Annotated in this window: 10 protein-coding genes and 2 tRNA genes; 7 read left to right on the forward strand and 5 right to left on the reverse strand. The window is 45.9% G+C overall.

Annotated features, from left to right (window positions below):
• Positions 1–20: 20 nt before the first annotated feature.
• The 7 genes from HGT71_RS02900 (at position 21) to HGT71_RS02930 (ending at position 8,145) form a co-directional block, all read left to right on the forward strand.
• A tRNA-Asn gene (locus HGT71_RS02900) sits at positions 21–96 on the forward strand.
• Between the two features lie 223 nt (positions 97–319).
• A complete protein-coding gene (locus tag HGT71_RS02905; RefSeq protein WP_214216470.1) occupies positions 320–1,396 on the forward strand; it encodes a LacI family DNA-binding transcriptional regulator in 1,077 nt (358 codons plus the stop codon).
• A 115-nt stretch (positions 1,397–1,511) separates the two neighbouring features.
• Positions 1,512–4,622 (forward strand): beta-galactosidase, encoded by a 3,111-nt coding sequence (locus HGT71_RS02910; protein ID WP_214216472.1) that lies wholly within the window; start codon positions 1,512–1,514, stop codon positions 4,620–4,622.
• Positions 4,609–5,838 (forward strand): MFS transporter, encoded by a 1,230-nt coding sequence (locus tag HGT71_RS02915; protein WP_214216474.1) that lies wholly within the window; start codon positions 4,609–4,611, stop codon positions 5,836–5,838. Before HGT71_RS02910 ends, HGT71_RS02915 begins: the two co-directional genes overlap by 14 nt.
• 138 nt (positions 5,839–5,976) lie before the next feature.
• Complete coding sequence (locus tag HGT71_RS02920; protein ID WP_214216476.1) at positions 5,977–7,086, forward strand: S-(hydroxymethyl)glutathione dehydrogenase/class III alcohol dehydrogenase; 1,110 nt, start codon at positions 5,977–5,979, stop codon at positions 7,084–7,086.
• A gap of 24 nt (positions 7,087–7,110) precedes the next feature.
• A complete protein-coding gene (gene fghA / locus HGT71_RS02925; protein ID WP_214216530.1) occupies positions 7,111–7,941 on the forward strand; it encodes an S-formylglutathione hydrolase in 831 nt (276 codons plus the stop codon).
• A 128-nt stretch (positions 7,942–8,069) separates the two neighbouring features.
• Positions 8,070–8,145: transfer RNA gene (locus HGT71_RS02930), tRNA-Asn, on the forward strand.
• Between the two features lie 539 nt (positions 8,146–8,684).
• Here the strand turns inward: HGT71_RS02930 and HGT71_RS02935 are convergent.
• The 5 genes from HGT71_RS02935 to HGT71_RS02955 form a co-directional block, all read right to left on the reverse strand.
• A complete protein-coding gene (locus HGT71_RS02935; RefSeq protein WP_214216477.1) occupies positions 8,685–10,286 on the reverse strand; it encodes a TolC family protein in 1,602 nt (533 codons plus the stop codon).
• Positions 10,287–10,304: 18 nt separating this feature from the next.
• A complete protein-coding gene (locus tag HGT71_RS02940) occupies positions 10,305–11,570 on the reverse strand; it encodes an HlyD family type I secretion periplasmic adaptor subunit (protein ID WP_214216479.1) in 1,266 nt (421 codons plus the stop codon).
• Positions 11,567–13,735: a type I secretion system permease/ATPase gene (locus tag HGT71_RS02945; protein WP_214216481.1), complete on the reverse strand. Its 2,169-nt coding sequence runs from the start codon at positions 13,733–13,735 to the stop codon at positions 11,567–11,569. The genes HGT71_RS02940 and HGT71_RS02945 overlap by 4 nt, the downstream gene beginning before the upstream one ends.
• Before the next feature lie 89 nt (positions 13,736–13,824).
• Positions 13,825–14,667, reverse strand: a complete 843-nt coding sequence (locus HGT71_RS02950) for an OmpA family protein (RefSeq protein WP_214216482.1) — start codon at positions 14,665–14,667, stop codon at positions 13,825–13,827.
• A 104-nt stretch (positions 14,668–14,771) separates the two neighbouring features.
• A complete protein-coding gene (locus tag HGT71_RS02955) occupies positions 14,772–18,032 on the reverse strand; it encodes an Ig-like domain-containing protein (protein ID WP_425328664.1) in 3,261 nt (1,086 codons plus the stop codon).
• Positions 18,033–18,038 lie beyond the last annotated feature (6 nt).

Here is an 18,038-nt window from a genome sequence, read left to right on the forward strand (position 1 = left end):
TGCCCGGTCTTCAGGACAATTCCTCTGTAGTTCAGTCGGTAGAACGGCGGACTGTTAATCCGTATGTCACTGGTTCGAGTCCAGTCAGAGGAGCCAAATTTAAGAAGCCCGCTATCGCAAGATAGCGGGCTTTTTGCTATATCGAAATCACCACGCTAGTCAGTAAAACACCTAGGGCGACTGTATAATCGCACGATACTCCTCAGCAGCCCCTTCGATACCGTTCTCTCTTACCGCAACTGACTACAGTAATTTCCCCGCTTTTATGCTAAAAGGATCTGCATAGACTGAGGCTCGATATTTTACGTGAGAATGGATTATGACAAAGAGAGCGGTTACCCTTTACGACGTTGCCCGTGAAGCGGGTGTGTCCTACCAGACTGTCTCCCGTGTCATTAATCAGTCGGCCAATGTATCGAACGAAACGCGTCAACGCGTCTTCCAAGCCATTAATCAGCTGCATTACGTGCCCAATAAAGTGGCTCAGCAACTGGCGGGGAAACTCAGTCAAACCCTTGGTCTGGCAACCACCAGCCTTGCTTTACATGCCCCGTCACAAATTGCTGCCGCGGTAAAAGCCCGAGCGTCTGAAGAACACTATAATACGGTCATCTCGATGGTGGATACCCTTCAGCCACAGGCTATTTTTGATGCCGTTAAACAGCTCCTTGCACAGCGGGTTGATGGCATCATCATTAATCTTCCGCTTAGTGATGCGTTGGCCACGTCGATACGTCAATTAGCCCCAAACATCCCGATGCTGTTTAACGATGTTTCGCCGACCTGTACCGCGCATTACGTTATTTTCGATCCCAGCCGAGGCAGCGCGCTCACAATCGATCATCTGGTGGCATTAGGACACACAGACATTATCTTAGTGACCGGCCCCTCCGACTCTATTTCGGCAACGCTACGCGCTGACAGCGCCCGCACGCAATTGAATCGTCACCAGTTAGCGCCGGTGCTAACGATAGCCGGTGACTGGAGCGCGAAATCAGGGTTCGACGCAATAACCTTTGCGATGATGCAAAAGAAACGTTTCACCGCCGTGGTCGTCGCCAATGATCAAATGGCGCTCGGTGCGCTGCGTGCGCTCACTGAAGCCGGGTTTAGTGTACCAGACGAAATCTCGGTGACAGGCTATGACGATACTTCAGATAGTGCTTTTTTTACCCCACCCCTCACCACCGTTCAGCAGAATTTTTCACAATTAGGCCAAGTCAGTGTTGAGCAACTTCTCCGCTTAATTTCGGGCGCCACCGACTGCCAGCATGTGCTTCCCGTAAGCTTAATTGAGCGCGATACCGTCGCATCGGCTCACGCCACGCCCCCCTCGGCCAAACAGCTGGCACGTCAACTTAAGAAACTCGCACTGCAACTCGAGCATTTCTCATAATAGGGGCAGTAGTCGCTCTTTCTGTGATTCGCCTCACGATGAATAAGTAGACAGCTTTACAACGAATAGAAATCGACATAGGTCTATATGTGAGCGAATAACATTGAGACCGATTATGACGATACTTTCACTGAAAGCACTTCTGGCACGGCAAGACTGGCATCAGCCTGCGGTTACCCAACTCAACCAATTACCCGCCCACCCTCGCTACAGAAGTTGGCGTAATCGGTCACATGCGATTGAGAATCTTGATTCTCCCTCGTTACAGTCCCTCAACGGTCAATGGCAATTTAACTTCTTCACGTCACCGCAACAGGTCCCTGAAGAATGGCTACAAGAGGATCTCGCAGAGGCTAAGGCGATTACGGTCCCCAGTAATTGGCAAAGACAAGGATATGATGTACCGATTTATACCAACGTCACCTATCCCATCCCGGTCAATCCACCGCAGGTGCCAGCAGACAATCCCACTGGATGTTACTCGCTCACATTTTCAGTGGAAGCATCTTGGCTAACATCCGGCAGCACGCGAATTGTGTTTGAAGGGGTTAATTCGGCATTTTACCTTTGGTGTAATGGTATCTGGATCGGTTACGCACAAGATAGTCGCCTACCTTCTGAATTCGACTTAACCTCTGCTTTACGCAGTGGTGAAAACCGCTTGGCGGTCATGGTGCTGCGCTGGTCTGATGGCAGCTATCTTGAAGATCAAGATATGTGGCGGATGAGTGGTATTTTTCGCGACGTAGGCCTAGTCCATAAACCGAGTTGCTACATTAAAAAATGGCAACTCAGTTCAGCGCTCACCGCTCAGTATACGCAAGCAGAAGTCAGCATCGAAGTCGAGGTCGACGGAGACTATTCCCCGCAGACGACTGTCGGGATTGAGATTTGGGACGACCAACAATGCGTTGTGACACAGCGGACGGCTCTAGGCAGCGCTATCATCGATGAACGCGGAGCCTACGCCGACCGGGCCAAGGTGAAGTTAGCCATCCCCTCGCCAAAATTATGGAGCGCGGAAAGTCCCACGCTGTACCGGGTACTGCTCTGCTTATATCACCATGACCAATTGATCGAAGTCGAGGCCAGTCCACTCGGTTTACGCGAGGTCAAGATCCATCAGGGCCAACTACAGCTTAATGGCCAACCCTTACTCATCCGCGGAACTAACCGCCATGAACATCATCCAGTGACCGGTCAAACCGTCAGCCTTGACGCGATGCGCCAAGATATTGTGTTGATGAAACAACATAATTTTAATGCGGTACGCTGCTCCCATTATCCTAACCACCCCGATTGGTATGACCTTTGCGACCAATATGGGCTGTATGTGGTGGATGAAGCCAATATCGAAACCCATGGTATGGTGCCGATGAATCGGCTCAGTGATGATCCTTGTTGGTTACCGGCAATGATGGAACGGGTGACACGCATGGTGCTAAGAGACCTTAACCATCCTTCGATTATCATCTGGTCGCTAGGCAATGAGTCGGGTTATGGCCATAACCACGATGCCCTGTACCAATGGATTAAACAGTATGACCCCACCCGCCCCGTTCAATATGAAGGCGGCGGCGCGAACACACCGGCAACCGATATTGTTTGCCCAATGTATGCCCGGGTTAGCCAAGACCAATGTTTTCCCGCCGTGCCCAAATGGTCTATTACCAAATGGATATCACTACCCGGCGAGCAGCGTCCCTTAATTCTCTGTGAATATGCCCACGCGATGGGTAACAGCTTGGGTGGTTTCGCGGCTTACTGGCGTGCATTCCGACAGTACCCACGTTTGCAAGGTGGCTTTATTTGGGATTGGGCGGATCAATCCCTACAAGCTTACGACGATCACGGCCACCCCTATGCCGCTTACGGCGGAGACTTTGGAGACACGCCAAACGACCGTCAATTCTGTATGAATGGCTTAGTCTTTGCCGATCGCACCCCTCATCCAAGCTTGTTTGAGGCAAAATATCACCAGCAGTTTTTCCAGTTTAGTCTTGAACAAAACGCGCTGTCGGTGGCCAGTGAATATCTGTTCCGCCATACTGATAATGAACAACTTCACTGGACCGTCGCGCAACAGGGAGAAATTATCGCTGAAGGGATATTCCCCCTCTCGCTCACCCCAAGAGAAACCCGCAGCTACCCGCTTGAACTGCCCGATTTGTCAGATGCTTACCACGTCTGGCTGACCGTCAAGGTCGTCCAGCCCAACGCAACGCCATGGAGTGAAGCTGGACACTGCGTGGCCACCGAACAATGGCAATTGCCTACGCCATTACGTCTTCCGACACCGTCGACATCCAGTGAACAGCTGTCGATTGAAGAGTGCGACGAGACATTAATCCTACGGAGTGGTGCGCAACAATGGACCTTTGCACGGGATAGCGGTTTGCTCAGTCAATGGACGCGCAATCAGGTGGAACAGTTACTCACTCCGTTAACAGATAACTTTACGCGCGCCCCCATCGATAACGATATCGGCATCAGTGAAGTCACCCGCATCGATCCTAATGCCTGGGTCGAACGCTGGAAAGCAGCGGGAATGTATTCGCTAACCTGTTCGTGCCTTGAGCTGAGGTATAGTCAAGAGCAAAACACCATTACTGTCACCACAGTCCATGCCTATTATGCAGATAAAGCGCTGCGTTTCTTAAGCCGTAAACACTTCACGTTCTCAGCTGCCGGGGAGTTAACCATCGCGGTGGAGGTTGAGCGGTCAGTCGATGCACCTCCTCCAGCAAGGATTGGCCTAACCTGCCAATTCGCTTCACAATATCCGGAGGTCAGCTGGTTAGGATTGGGGCCGCACGAAAACTACCCTGACCGTTGCAGTGCCGCACAGTATGATCGCTGGACCCTTCCCCTTGCAGCGATGCACACTGACTACGTGTTTCCTTGTGAAAACGGTCTGCGCGGTGGCACTCAGCAATTAAACTATGGCCCACATCTTATCCAAGGCGATTTCCATTTCTCGCTAAGTCGCTATAGCCAGCATCAATTAATGACGACGACCCATCGTCATCTGCTTAAGCCAGAAGCAGGCACCTGGCTGGTACTCGATGGGTTTCATATGGGAATTGGCGGGGATGATTCGTGGAGTCCAAGTGTTGCCGCCCCCTTTATTCTAACCGCCCCGCGCTTCCAGTATCGACTGGCATGGCGTTGCGACCCGCTTTCTCACCACGACATACTCTCTGGCGGTGAATATGTTCTATCTTAAAAACAGTAACTTCTGGATTTTTGGCCTCTTCTTTTTCTTCTACTTTTTTATCATGGGGGCTTACTTCCCATTTTTTCCCATTTGGTTACACGATATTAATCATATCGATAAAAGTGATACCGGCATTATTTTCGCTTCGATCTCCTTTTTCTCATTAGTGTTTCAGCCGATATTTGGATTGCTCTCCGATAAACTTGGCCTGAAGAAACACTTATTATGGCTGATCACCCTATTGCTGGTGCTCTTTGCGCCATTCTTTATTTATCTGTTCGGTCCATTACTTAAAACCCATATCTACCTTGCCGCCATCGCGGGCGGAATATACCTTGGTTTTATCTATAATGGTGGCGCGCCAGCTATCGAAGCCTATATCGAAAAGGTCAGCCGCTACAGTGCCTTTGAGTTTGGTCGTGCGCGCCTTTTTGGCTGCATCGGCTGGGCAATTTGTGCCTCAATTGCCGGGATTATGTTTACGATAAATAATCAGTTTGTCTTTTGGCTGGGATCGGGCTGTGCAGTGATTTTAGCAATACTGCTGTTTTGCGCGCGCCCTACCGTTCCTGCGACCAATCGCGTCATCGATTCGTTGGGTGCTAACCACTCATTATTCAATATTCGGCTGGCTTTCGAACTGTTTCGTAAGCCAAAACTCTGGTACTTATCGTTGTATGTCGTGGGCGTTTCCTGTACCTACGATATTTTCGACCAACAATTCGCCACGTTCTTCACCGGCTTCTTTTCCTCGGCACAACAGGGGACCAGGGTGTTTGGTTATGTCACCACGGGCGGCGAACTTCTCAACGCGTTTATCATGTTCTTTGCACCAACAATCGTTAATCGTATTGGTGGCAAAAATGCGCTGTTGATCGCCGGAGCAATTATGTCGGTACGGATTTTAGGTTCGGCTTACGCCACTCAGGCTTGGGAAGTCGTATTGTTAAAATGCCTACATATGTTCGAGGTACCGATGCTGATTGTCGGCTGTTTTAAATACATCACTACGCAGTTCGAGGTAAGATTTTCAGCAACCGTCTATTTAGTCTGCTTCTGCTTCTTCAAACAGTTGGCGATGATCTTTATGTCTGTCTTAGCTGGGAAAATGTATGACTCAATCGGTTTCCACGGCGCTTATCTTGTGTTAGGACTTATCGCCTTACTTTTCACCCTGCTTTCACTGTTTACCCTTTCCGCCCCGCCGCGCACGCTCAAACACTAAGGAACTTACCCGCCATCGCGGTGGCGGGTAGGGATTGATAGCACCTAAGGTTAAGGATAAGAAGATTTTCGCTTCTCACCGATTCAAACCCGCTCTACACTTACCTTTTGCCCAGATCATCCTTATAAGGACGCTTAAATGAAATCACGTGCTGCGGTCGCTTTTGCTCCCAATCAACCTTTAAAAATTGTCGAGATCGATGTCGAGGCGCCGAAAAAAGGCGAAGTATTGATTAAAAATACCCATACCGGTGTCTGCCATACCGATGCGTTTACCTTATCAGGAGAAGATCCTGAGGGCTTATTCCCGGTTGTGCTCGGCCACGAAGGCGCGGGTATTGTGATTGAAGTCGGTGAAGGGGTCACCAGCGTTAAACCGGGCGATCATGTTATCCCGCTTTATACCGCAGAGTGTGGCGAGTGTGAGTTCTGCCAATCCGGAAAAACTAACCTGTGTGTCGCCGTTCGTGAGACCCAAGGCAAAGGCGTTATGCCAGACGGCACCAGCCGTTTCTCCTATCAAGGTCAGCCTCTCTATCATTACATGGGCTGTTCGACCTTCAGTGAATATTCAGTGGTGGCAGAAGTCTCTTTGGCTAAAATCACGCCAGAGGCAAATCATGAGCAAGTCTGTTTACTTGGCTGCGGCGTTACTACCGGTATTGGTGCCGTCCATAATACCGCTAAAGTACAACCGGGCGACTCTGTCGCAGTCTTCGGGTTAGGGGCTATCGGTTTGGCAGTGATCCAGGGGGCTCGACAAGCTCAAGCGGGAAAAATTATCGCCATCGATACCAATCCCGGTAAATTTGCCTTGGCGACCCAATTCGGTGCGACCGAATGTATTAACCCCAAAGACCATGATAAATCGATCAAAGATGTTCTGTTAGAAAAGAACAAGTGGGGTATCGACCATACTTTCGAATGTATCGGTAATGTCGACGTGATGCGCCAAGCTTTAGAAAGTGCCCACCGTGGCTGGGGTCAGTCGATCATTATCGGTGTGGCGGGCGCAGGGAAAGAGATTTCTACCCGTCCTTTCCAACTCGTGACGGGACGCAGCTGGAAAGGCTCGGCATTTGGCGGCGTGAAAGGACGTAGTCAATTGCCCGATATGGTGAAGCAAGCCATGACCGGCAAGATCGATCTCGCCCCCTTCGTGACCCATACCCTGAGCTTGGATGAGATTAACCAAGCCTTCGATCTGATGCACGAAGGTAAATCTATCCGTACCGTAATTCGTTATTAAGGGGAAGAGATGGCTACCGATTCACTGACCCGCCTAGAACGCCATGCGAGCTTTGGCGGATGGCAGGAGGTGTGGCAACACACCTCGGAGACCCTAGACTGTGAGATGAAGTTTGCGGTCTATTTGCCACCGCAAGCTGCGCATCAGTCGGTTCCGGTTCTATATTGGTTATCCGGTCTGACCTGTTCCGAGCAAAACCTGATCACTAAAGCCGGTTTTCAACGTTATGCCGCCGAGCTCGGTATGATGGTCGTGGCAATCGATACCAGTCCACGGGGCGAACAGGTGGCGGATGATGATGCCTGGGATCTCGGTCAAGGCGCTGGATTTTATCTCAACGCGACGCAACAGCCTTGGGCCAGCCATTACGCAATGTACGACTATTTAACCAAAGAGATCCCAACACTTATTGGCGCGCATTTTCCCAGCAACGGTCGCCAAGCGATCGCGGGTCACTCGATGGGCGGGCACGGTGCCTTAATGGTCGCACTCAATAACCCTGGCCGTTTTGAGAGTGTTTCGGCTTTTGCGCCAATTGTTGCCCCCAGTCAGGTCCCTTGGGGGCAGAAGGCATTTACCGCCTATCTGGGAAGCGACAGCCACTTGTGGCAGCAGTGGGACAGTGTGTCATTAGTCGAGCAAGGGCACACACTTCCCGTGACCCTAATCGACCAAGGACTTGCTGACCCTTTCTATCCCCAACAACTCACTACCGAGTTACTGGAATCGGCTTGTCAGGCACGCGCGCTACCGGTCACCTTCCGCTATCACCCGGATTATGACCATAGCTATTACTTTATCAGCGCGTTTATCGAGGATCATATACGCTTCCACGCCAAGGCGTTAATGGCGTAGATCGTTGTATCCTGAGCAGAGTGTTGAGTTATTCATCACTCTGCTGATAAAAACGGCAATCAGACAAGCCCAGTCAATTTTTATTTTGACAAGCCTGCGAGCAAGCCGTATATTACGCACCAAGCAATTCCTCTGTAGTTCAGTCGGTAGAACGGCGGACTGTTAATCCGTATGTCACTGGTTCGAGTCCAGTCAGAGGAGCCAAATTTAAGAAACCCGTTATCGCAAGATAGCGGGTTTTTTCTGTATGGAGTCCTATGACTAATCCATGCTATACGACTTAACTAGTAGGTTAGACAACGGTAATTATTATATACAGCTTTTATCTTTCTTTTCAGAATTGCTAAACCGATGACCTGTAAAAGTTGAATCGCAGCTATTTAGTGAAAAACTGACTGGCCATAACTGAAAATTAAAAACTAATCTATCGAATTCTTACAACGAAAGCTTATTTTATCTTTATCAACTCTAGAATTATTTAATTTCATCTGCTATCTGATAAATAAAAACAGAGGTCAAGCTTTACTAACGTTAAAGATATAATTGGTACCTTGTTGTTGTCTGGGCAGGAAACGATTCTACTTCGATATGTGTTTCAAACAGGGTAATCAAGTAAGTTCCAGGTGATCGCTGCTAATGGGTTTATGCTACCGCCTATCCTAATATCTACAAATATTCTGACGTGTAGAGTTAACCAAGTCACCGATCTAAAAGACCGGTGCTTGAAGCGATAATAGTTATGATTACTCGTTGATACCAATCCATTTAAAAATTTGCGAAGAGAGGGTCAGGTAGTTCGCTGCAGCATTGAAAGCACTATAGCGCGTCTGAATTTCAGTGATCTGATTGTTGAAATAAGAGCTTTCCGCGGTTAGGACATCGAGTAACGGTCTTTTACCCAGGTAATACCACTGCTGATAAAACATATCTCTAACTTGATCGTTTTCCCTAGTAAGCTGGGCATATTCTTTTGCACGGCTAAGACCAGAATCATAAAGATGTGCATAGTTACGCAGTTGATTCTCAATTTCTAGGCGATCGGTATCAAGTGCCATTTTACTTGCATTAGCTCGAGCTAGAGCCGCATTGGCGCTGGCTCGAGTTGAGCCACCACTAAAAATATCCCACTGCAAATTGATCCCAGTCTGCCATGCATCCTCACGCCCATCATTATCTTTTGCGGTACTCTTACTAATTACCCAGTTTACTCTTGGATACATCGCACTATTCGCTGCATCAGCTTGATGTATTGAAGATTGATAGTCTTGATAATCCGCTTTTAATTTAGGGTGATCAATGACCACATTGTCTAAATTGGAGTTATCAATATTGACCGCCTTGAAGTTAAATATAGCTGGTAGATGAATACGATGACCAATTAGCCTGATGATGGCTATCTGAGTATCTTCTAGCTGTTTTTCAATATTGACCACATTAGTGTCGGCCTCAACTTTCCGGGCACGGGCTTGTACCAAGTCACTGCCGCGGCCCTGATCGCTTTGAACAATTTCAGAAATCATATTGGTAAGCTTGGACATCCGTGCCGAGAATTGGTGTGCCACACTGAGTTCTTCCTGATATTGACTCAACTGAATGAGCAATTGTAATAAATTACCTGCAATCTGTATCCGCGTCAGCTGTAATTTATATCCGGTTGATTTTTCAGTATCTTCTGCTGCTTTTGTTTTTGCAGCGGTTTCACCGAAATCGTAGAGATTCGTTGTAACATTAACCGCGGTAGAAGCATCGGAAGAGTATTTATTGGAACGGCTCCCCCCCCCAATATTCGCCATGGGACTTTGTCCCGATATGGAGACCTGAGGCCATCGTTGGCCCTTTACTTGGTCAACATCATAACCTGCAGCAATATTATCAGCCTGCTTTCCTTTAATCTCTGGGCTATAATTAAGGGCTTCGAGCACTAAATTCTTAATAGACAATGGAGAACCAACAGAAGACGCTGGCATTACTTTAACGTTCGAATCCCGCAGCGTCCTAAGCCCGTCAGGCTGAACAATATTGTCCTTAACCTCAGCAGCAGATAACGACTTTCCAGTAGGCGTTTTAGATGAAATAATTTCAGTCGCTGATAATGGGCCATTATTCAAGTTTATAGAAGGTGAGTTCTCACTTTCATTTTTGGGTTGCAACGTAATTTTTTCCGACCCCAACGATGCAGTTTCATTTTGTTTCTCGACAAGGTTATTCTGCTTTGGGGCATCTCTATCGAGACGAGTGGGCGACTTAATTGGCGTAAATTGCAGAAGATCTTCACTTGCGTAAACCTTTACGCAGAGCGCTAAAGCGTAAAAACCAAGTGATATACCTATAACTATATTTTTCATTGTTATCTCAAATCAATCCTAACGCTCACGAAATGCTTCTCTTGCCTTAAGAACAGGCTTTAAGAGATAACTGAGGATCGTTTTCTCTCCAGTACGAATTTCAACCGATGCAATCATTCCCGGAATGATTGGAAACACTTTATTTTTGACGCGTAATTCCGATTTATCGGTACGGATGTACACCCGATAATAAGTAGTATCTCTCTCACCCTGGCGAGTGGGTTTATCATCTTTAATTGTGTCCGCACTGATATTTTGAACTTTTCCTTTTAACCCACCATAAATAGAGTAGTCATACGCGGTGATCTTTACCATTGCAGGTTGACCTGGATGTAGGAAGGCTACGTCAGCAGGTTTTATTTTAGCTTCGACCAATAATTGATCTTCTAAGGGGATAACCGACATGATCTCACCACCTTGTGGGATGACTCCCCCTACTGTAGTAACTTTAATGTTATTAATCGTTCCATGTACTGGTGAGAGAACCGTCGTGCGTTTAACAATATCTTCCCTGCCTTCAACTTGTGCTTGGGTCTGCGCAAGCTCAGTCTCCATTTTATTTAAATCAGCATTCGCATCTGAACGGAACTTATTTTGTCTCTCAGTAATTTGTAAAGTAAAGTCGTTGGCCTGCCGCCTCATCCGCAATAGTTCAACTTCTGAAATTAATCCCTTTTTCATCAAAGGTTCAGAAAGGTTAATTTCATCTTGTGCCAAATTATAACTTTTTCGTAGGGAGCTTACGCCTTCATCCAGCGTCTGTTTCTGAGCTAAATAGGCTTGGGTTTCGTTATGAATAACCTCTGGGAACGCTTTGACATCATCTGGAAATACCAACGGTATATTGAAAGCCTCAGCCCGTAAACGAGCGATCATTCCCTTTAAGCCAATAATTTTAGAGATGCCTTCTTTATATGAAGTATCTGCACGGGTCGGATCAATTTTTGCCAAAACTGTCCCAATATCGACAATATCTCCTTCACGAACTAGTAATTGTGAAAGAATGCCCCCTTCAAGACTTTGGATAATCTGTTCACGTTGCACGGGAATAACAGTTCCTTCACCTACAGTGACCTCTTCAACCTGCGTAAATTTAGCCCAGACCAAGGTCACAATAATAATGGCTGCGATTAGGTATAACAATATAAGACTTACTGGTGTCTTCTGGATAATCAGTGCAGCTTGCATATCGTTGATGAATTCAAGCTCATGAGCAGAGAGCTGTTTATCTTCAGGTTGATTATCGCGTTTATGTTTTTTCCAAAAAATGAGAAAGTTTTTCATGAGGTTTTCTCACGCTGACGTTCAGTATTTTGTTTCAACCGCTCAATAACCTTATTTTTCTCACCATCCGCGGTAATATGGCCGTTTTCCATCACGATTAATCGATCGACTACATTTAGCAGAGAAAAACGGTGAGTCACAATAATCAAGGTTTGATTAATGAGTCCATTTTTTAGACGTTCAATAAATTTCAGTTCAGTCATGGCATCCATTGAGCTGGTCGGTTCATCAAGTAACAAGACCTTGGGCTGTAATAATAACGTCCTCGCAAGCGCAACTAATTGACGTTGGCCCCCAGAAAGGCTCTGCCCCATCTCACCGACAGGCATCCCAAATCCCATAGGATGACTCGCTGCGATATTATCCAACCCAGTAATGCGTACGACGTTCATAAACTCTTCAGTTGATGCAGCAGGATTACCGATGATAATATTTTCTCTTAAACTCCCCGAAAAGAGTCGGTTATCTTGCCCCACATAGGCAACCGACTGATGCCACTCAGCAGGATCGATTTGTTCGATATCAAGATTTTCTACAAGCATCTGTCCGGAAACGGGTTTATAGAGGCACGCAATAACTTTCAGTAGAGTCGATTTTCCACTACCAATACTTCCTACAATTGCGACGCGTTCTCCTTGACGGAATTGCAAGTTAATATCGGTCAAAACCTTAGGCGGTCGAAGCTGAGCTTTTGTCGGTCGATAATGGAAATTGATATTCTTTAGCGCTAAATTACCCACATTTTCGGGCGCAGTAAGATAGTCTACAGCTTGCTCGCGATAGGTCGGCATCTTCATAAATTTGTTGAGGGAAATCATCGCTGCTTTCGCCTGTTGAAAGCGAATCGCTAGCCCTACTACAGATGCTAAGGGCCCCATGGCTCTTGAGCTTAGAATGACTGTCCCGATCAATGACCCGGTAGTCAATTGACCATCTCCGATCAGATAAGCCCCCCACACCACGGTCGCAACAGTAGTAATTTGCTGCACATAGGCGACAAAGCTCATTGTCTTACTTGAAAGACTTTTCGACTTCATCGAAGAGGCCGCGGCAAGGGCACTACAATCTTGCCAACGCTTTTGCATCCAGCCTTCCCCCCCGGTTGCTTTAAGCGTCTCAAGCCCCTCAATACTTTCGATGAGGACGCCTTGTTTTAAAGAGAGCTCAGCAAGATTTTCGCGCATACTTCTTGCCAAAGGCACTTGTACCCATAGACTTACCACGATTATCACTAGTACCGATGTTAGGGTGATCAGTACTAATGGACCACCGACCAAATAAATAATGAAAACAAAAAGTAAACAGAAAGGAAGATCAGAAAGTGTCGATAATGTTGCAGAGGTGACAAAATCTCTAACAGATTCGAACTCCCTTAACTGGTTCGCAAAAGAGCCAGAGGAAATAGGCTTTGCTTCCATCCTGATAGACATTAGCTGACGGAATAAGATCCCGCCTAATAAGATATCTGCTTTTTTTCCGGCCACATCAAACAAATGACTCCTGATCATACGGCTTGTCATTTCAAAAGTCATGGCAATAAATACACCGAAGGCTAATGCCCAAAGCGTTGTATAAGCTTGCGTGGGAATCACGCGGTCGTAAACATTCATGGTAAAAAATGTGGACGCTAACGTCAGAATATTGGCGAGTAGAGCCGCTAAAGCAGCACTAAAAAAATAATGTCGATAGCGCCACAATGTAGAGAATAACCAATGGCCGGCTTTTCGATCAGAATAATCGTCGATACTAACTTTTACCGCTTTGTCTTCTGGCTTGGGCTGACTAAGTAAAATATATTTTTGTGAAAATTGTTTAAGATCACTGATTGATAGCGTCATTTCCCCGCCATCGGTTTCCGGAATAATCACTTTGTAGCGTTCTTGACCCAGTTCTTTGACGCGCTGTGTAACGATAATTGGTTCACCATTATCTCTTATCATTATTACCGGGAAAAGATAGGAAGAAATATCTTGTAAATCGCGCTTGACCCAAGCCGCTCCAATTCCGATTTGAGCCAACATGTGTAGTGCAGCTTGCGGGCTTAGTCTATTTTGACGCGGTAACCCTGCATAAAGAACCGCACTGGATGTTGGTTTATTATGGAAGTCTGCTAACCATTTGATTGACCATAGTAGATTATCAACATCCTTTATTGGCTCACTCATTTCATATCTCGTTTATATAAATAGATATACATAAAAAGTATGGGACAAACTCCCACTTTGCATTGAATACTTGCCAAGTGGGAGCTTCATTACTTGATAACTTTCACTGTAACACGGCGATTAACTTGGTTACAACTTTTCGTTGAAGCCTCACTAGTCGTTTCACAAGTGTTTTTTATATCACTATCACCTTTACCTTGTACAAATATAGAGGTGGGCTGAAAACCAATATTAATAAGTACATCGCGTATTACCTTGGCACGACGTTCCGACAAAGTATAATTATAAGTCTTTTGCCCTAATTCATCGCTGTAGCCTACTACCTCGATACGACGATAATCATTCTCGGAATAGAATTTCTTTATCCAATCTTCGAAGCTTTTAAGCTCTGCAGCGGGAATGTCAGAAATCTGACTTCCATTAAATGAAAACGTTACAGTAAATTTATCGTCAGTAATTTTTGTTTCAGTGCAGGGAATTACTGAAGGTGAACGGTTAATAAATTGGCTTAATCTAGCATTTTTGATCGCTCTAGCTCCTGCATCTTGAAGAACCGCGAGCGGTGTACCTTGGGAAGTGACCGAAAGAAAATATGTATGGCCACTTTGAGTCGTCGCCGTCATCTGCGGATTATTTTTACCCGTATATTTTGGGGCATCGTTAACATAAGATTCCAAAGAATGCTCCCCTGGTGCAACGCAAAATATTGTATATTCGTTGGATTTTAAAGCGGTATTAAAGTGTTTATCTACGTACACATTGACACTATTATTACCACTAACACTACCATCGTTAAAAAAAACAATTCTTGAATCAACAATGGGAGTATTAGTCAATATCGCAGCCAGCAGCGGAGTATTGATACCGAAAACCAATAATGATAGCAAAAATAGATTAACGCTAGTTTTATTAAAATACGTTTTAACTGACATTTTTTAACCCTAATGAAAGAGAAAAGCCCGTCACCCTTGACGGACATTTTTATTAGATGCTAGAACTTTTAATCACGTCCGCCACACTTGGCGAACGTGATTATTTACAAGATAGAAGTTTGGATATGAGAATCGACTAATATCTCCACATTACTCCCTGCAGTGTATGTATGATAAGTATGGCCATCAATAGATTGATCATCCTGTTCAGCCCATTTTTGACCTTTATTGATAAGATTCAATGTATCTGAATCTCCACCATCTATTATCAGCTGTTTTTTACCATCACTACCATCATGCTTGAATAAGTTTTCTTCGCCTAATCTCAACACGTCATCAAACCCTACATTTAGCGTGTTGGTGTGATCTCCCAAGTCGAACTTCTCAAAGCCTGTCACTTTATTTTTCGCAGACATTAAATCTAACATCATGTTATTACCATCTAACACGAGGGTATCAATACCTTGCCCACCTGCAACAGCTTTGAAGTCGAGGGATACGATATGAACTTCATCGTTACCCTCTCCACCATTAGCGTAGTCGTTAATTCCAGCGCCGATATTGGTAATCACATCGTCTCCTTTACCACCTAATAGAAGATTATGTTCACCTGTTCGGGCTTGAATATGATCATTACCTTCAGTATAAAACTGAGTATATTTAGGTTGCGCATAGTAAATATACGTCTCACCGTTACCCCCATTAGCGTTCTGAGCTCCAATGGCAAAATCTGTGAACCCATCCCCATTCCAGTCACCGGCTGTGGCATTCGTACCAAATTGTGAGTCGGCAGCACCTTGAAGCTTGTATCCTAAAGTAGGATCTGTAGCGATATCTTTTAGATTAATAATTGGATCAACACCGTTTCCGCTTACTAATCCACCTTCTTTGCCATATATAACATAGGCTGCACCGGCATTATTATCTTGACCGTTTGCTGTCACGATAAAATCGTCAATGCCGTCACCGTTTATATCGCCAATCCCTACAATACTTTCTCCTGACCACGTAGCTTTGTTTGCATTTTCTCCACCGTAGTTTTCCGGGAATAATACAAAACCATCTTTAGCCGTCAGCGAATGACTTGATCGGTTATAACCACCTTTTGGATTGTTACCTTTCATAGTAAAATCCAAATCGATATCGCGATCAAAACCGCCTTTCTTTCCATAGATTACTACGGTATATCCTGCATCATTCGCATGATTCGCCACAGGTGAACCTATCGCAAAATCATCGATTCCATCGCCATTAATATCACCTATGTTAGCGATATTATGCATAGAATGTGATCCATTATCGCCGCCTAACCATGTGTCGAATGGCGCATTGATACGAATGCCATCATTAATCGTCAAGTCATCAAGATTAAATTTATCGCCAAATCCCCCTTTTTTGCCATAAACCACATAAGCCGTACCACCATATCCATTTGGACTTAAATGGTTACTCGCTAATGTATCGGCAAAAAGGAAATCATCAATTCCATCACCATTAACATCTCCAATGTTAGCCATGGTCTCACCTAAGTTGTGACCAAAAACTCCATTTTGAGTTGTTAAATCTTTATCTGATTGCGGATTGAAGACACTCCCACGCCATTGATTTTGACCTGATGCCTCAAACCAAGAGTCTTTACTTCTATCAATATAGATGTTGGTCTGAGTCTTTCCTTCATGACCGTATAAACTGTAAATGTTACCTTGACCATTATGCGCTTCTGAGTTACCAAAAAAGAGGTCAGAGTATCCGTCGCCGTCAATATCACCACCCGCTACGGAGATTCCTAACCAAGAATCACCATCAGAGTGAGTAATCATGAAGCCTTTACTATTATCGCCTTTTTCGATCGCATTTAGGTCCAGTTTGTTGTTACTGTTTGGTCCACCGTAAACAACGAAAACCTTATCGGGATAGTGATCAGCAACTACAAAGTCATCGTACCCATCACCATCAAAGTCGCCGATATTCTCTACATGCCAACCTTGTTTATTATGGTTGCCATCCATGCCCCCTGATATTTCAATTCCTTGATCAGCCGTTAATCCTTTGGATAAGTCTGGAACTTTGGGTAATCCATTAGCACTTCCATAGAGTAGGAAAGCCTCTTCGGCGCCTGGGGCTGTTAATAAGAAATCATCAAACCCATCACCGTTTACATCTCCAGCATTAGAAAGATCGGCACCAATGCTCGTGGACTTTCCATCATAGGTATACGTTTCTCCAGGTTGTGTAACATCTGGTACTGTTGGTGTTGGTGGAACCACTGCTGATGTTTTCGTAAAATCGAACGCATCCGATTTTTCGCTCTCATTATGAGCAGCGTCAGTGGCCGTCGCGGTAACATCATGCGTACCTTCAGAAATAGTACCTGAAGTTGTGATACTCCAATTACCTTGATCATCTGCGACATCACTTCCCAATACGTGTCCATCGCTGTCCTTAAGGGTAACTGTACTATTTTGCTCTGCTGTCCCTTTAAACGTCAACTGGTCTACATTGGTGGTTGAGTGATCCGCAATGGCAACATTACTGCCATCTAACACCACATCAATCACCGGCTTTTCAGGTGCTAATGTATCAACCGTAAAATCGTATCCCGCTGACGGTAAACTGCTTCCTGCTAAATTGCTGGCGGTTGCAGTGACATCATGCGGCCCATCCGAAAAAGCAACATTCGGGGTGAAGCTCCAGTTACCTTGAGCATTCGCGGTTGTTGTCCCGATCTCTTTATCACCATCTTTCAGCGTGATTTGCGCTCCGGCCGCTGATGTTCCTTTAAAGGTGAGCTCATTCACTTTTGTCGTGTCATGCGCTTTAATCGTCACATCAGTATGCGCTTTATCTACCACATCAGTGATAACCGGCGCAGTCGGTTTGCCGCTATCCGGATCCATGCTCGCAGAGGTATCCACGGTCAGGTCGTAAGGTGAGGAAGCTGGACTGATATTCTCCGCCTTATCAATAGCTTGAGCCGTAATATCATGCGTACCATTTTCTAAGGTTACACCAATATTCCACTCACCTTTACTATCAGCCTGACCTCTGCCTACTTCTTTGCCGTTACTGTCTTTCAACACGACGGTACTGTTCGCCTCGGCATGACCGTTAAAAGTCACTTCTGATGTTGTAGCCGTAGCGTGATCAGCAATTGCCTTATCAGGATGACCGGTCTCCGTGACTCCATCAATGCTTGGTTTACCCGGTGCTTGGGTATCAACGGTAAAATCAAAGCCCGCTGACGGTGAGCTACTGCCCGCCGCAGTCGTCGCCGTGGCGGTCACATTGTGTTCCCCATCGGCTAAGGCAACGCTTGGGGTGAACGTCCAGTTACCATCCTGGTCTGCCGTCGTGGTACCCAACACCGTTTT

Origin of the sequence: Rosenbergiella epipactidis (genome assembly GCF_018494055.1) — a bacterium.
Taxonomy (GTDB): domain Bacteria; phylum Pseudomonadota; class Gammaproteobacteria; order Enterobacterales; family Enterobacteriaceae; genus Rosenbergiella; species Rosenbergiella epipactidis.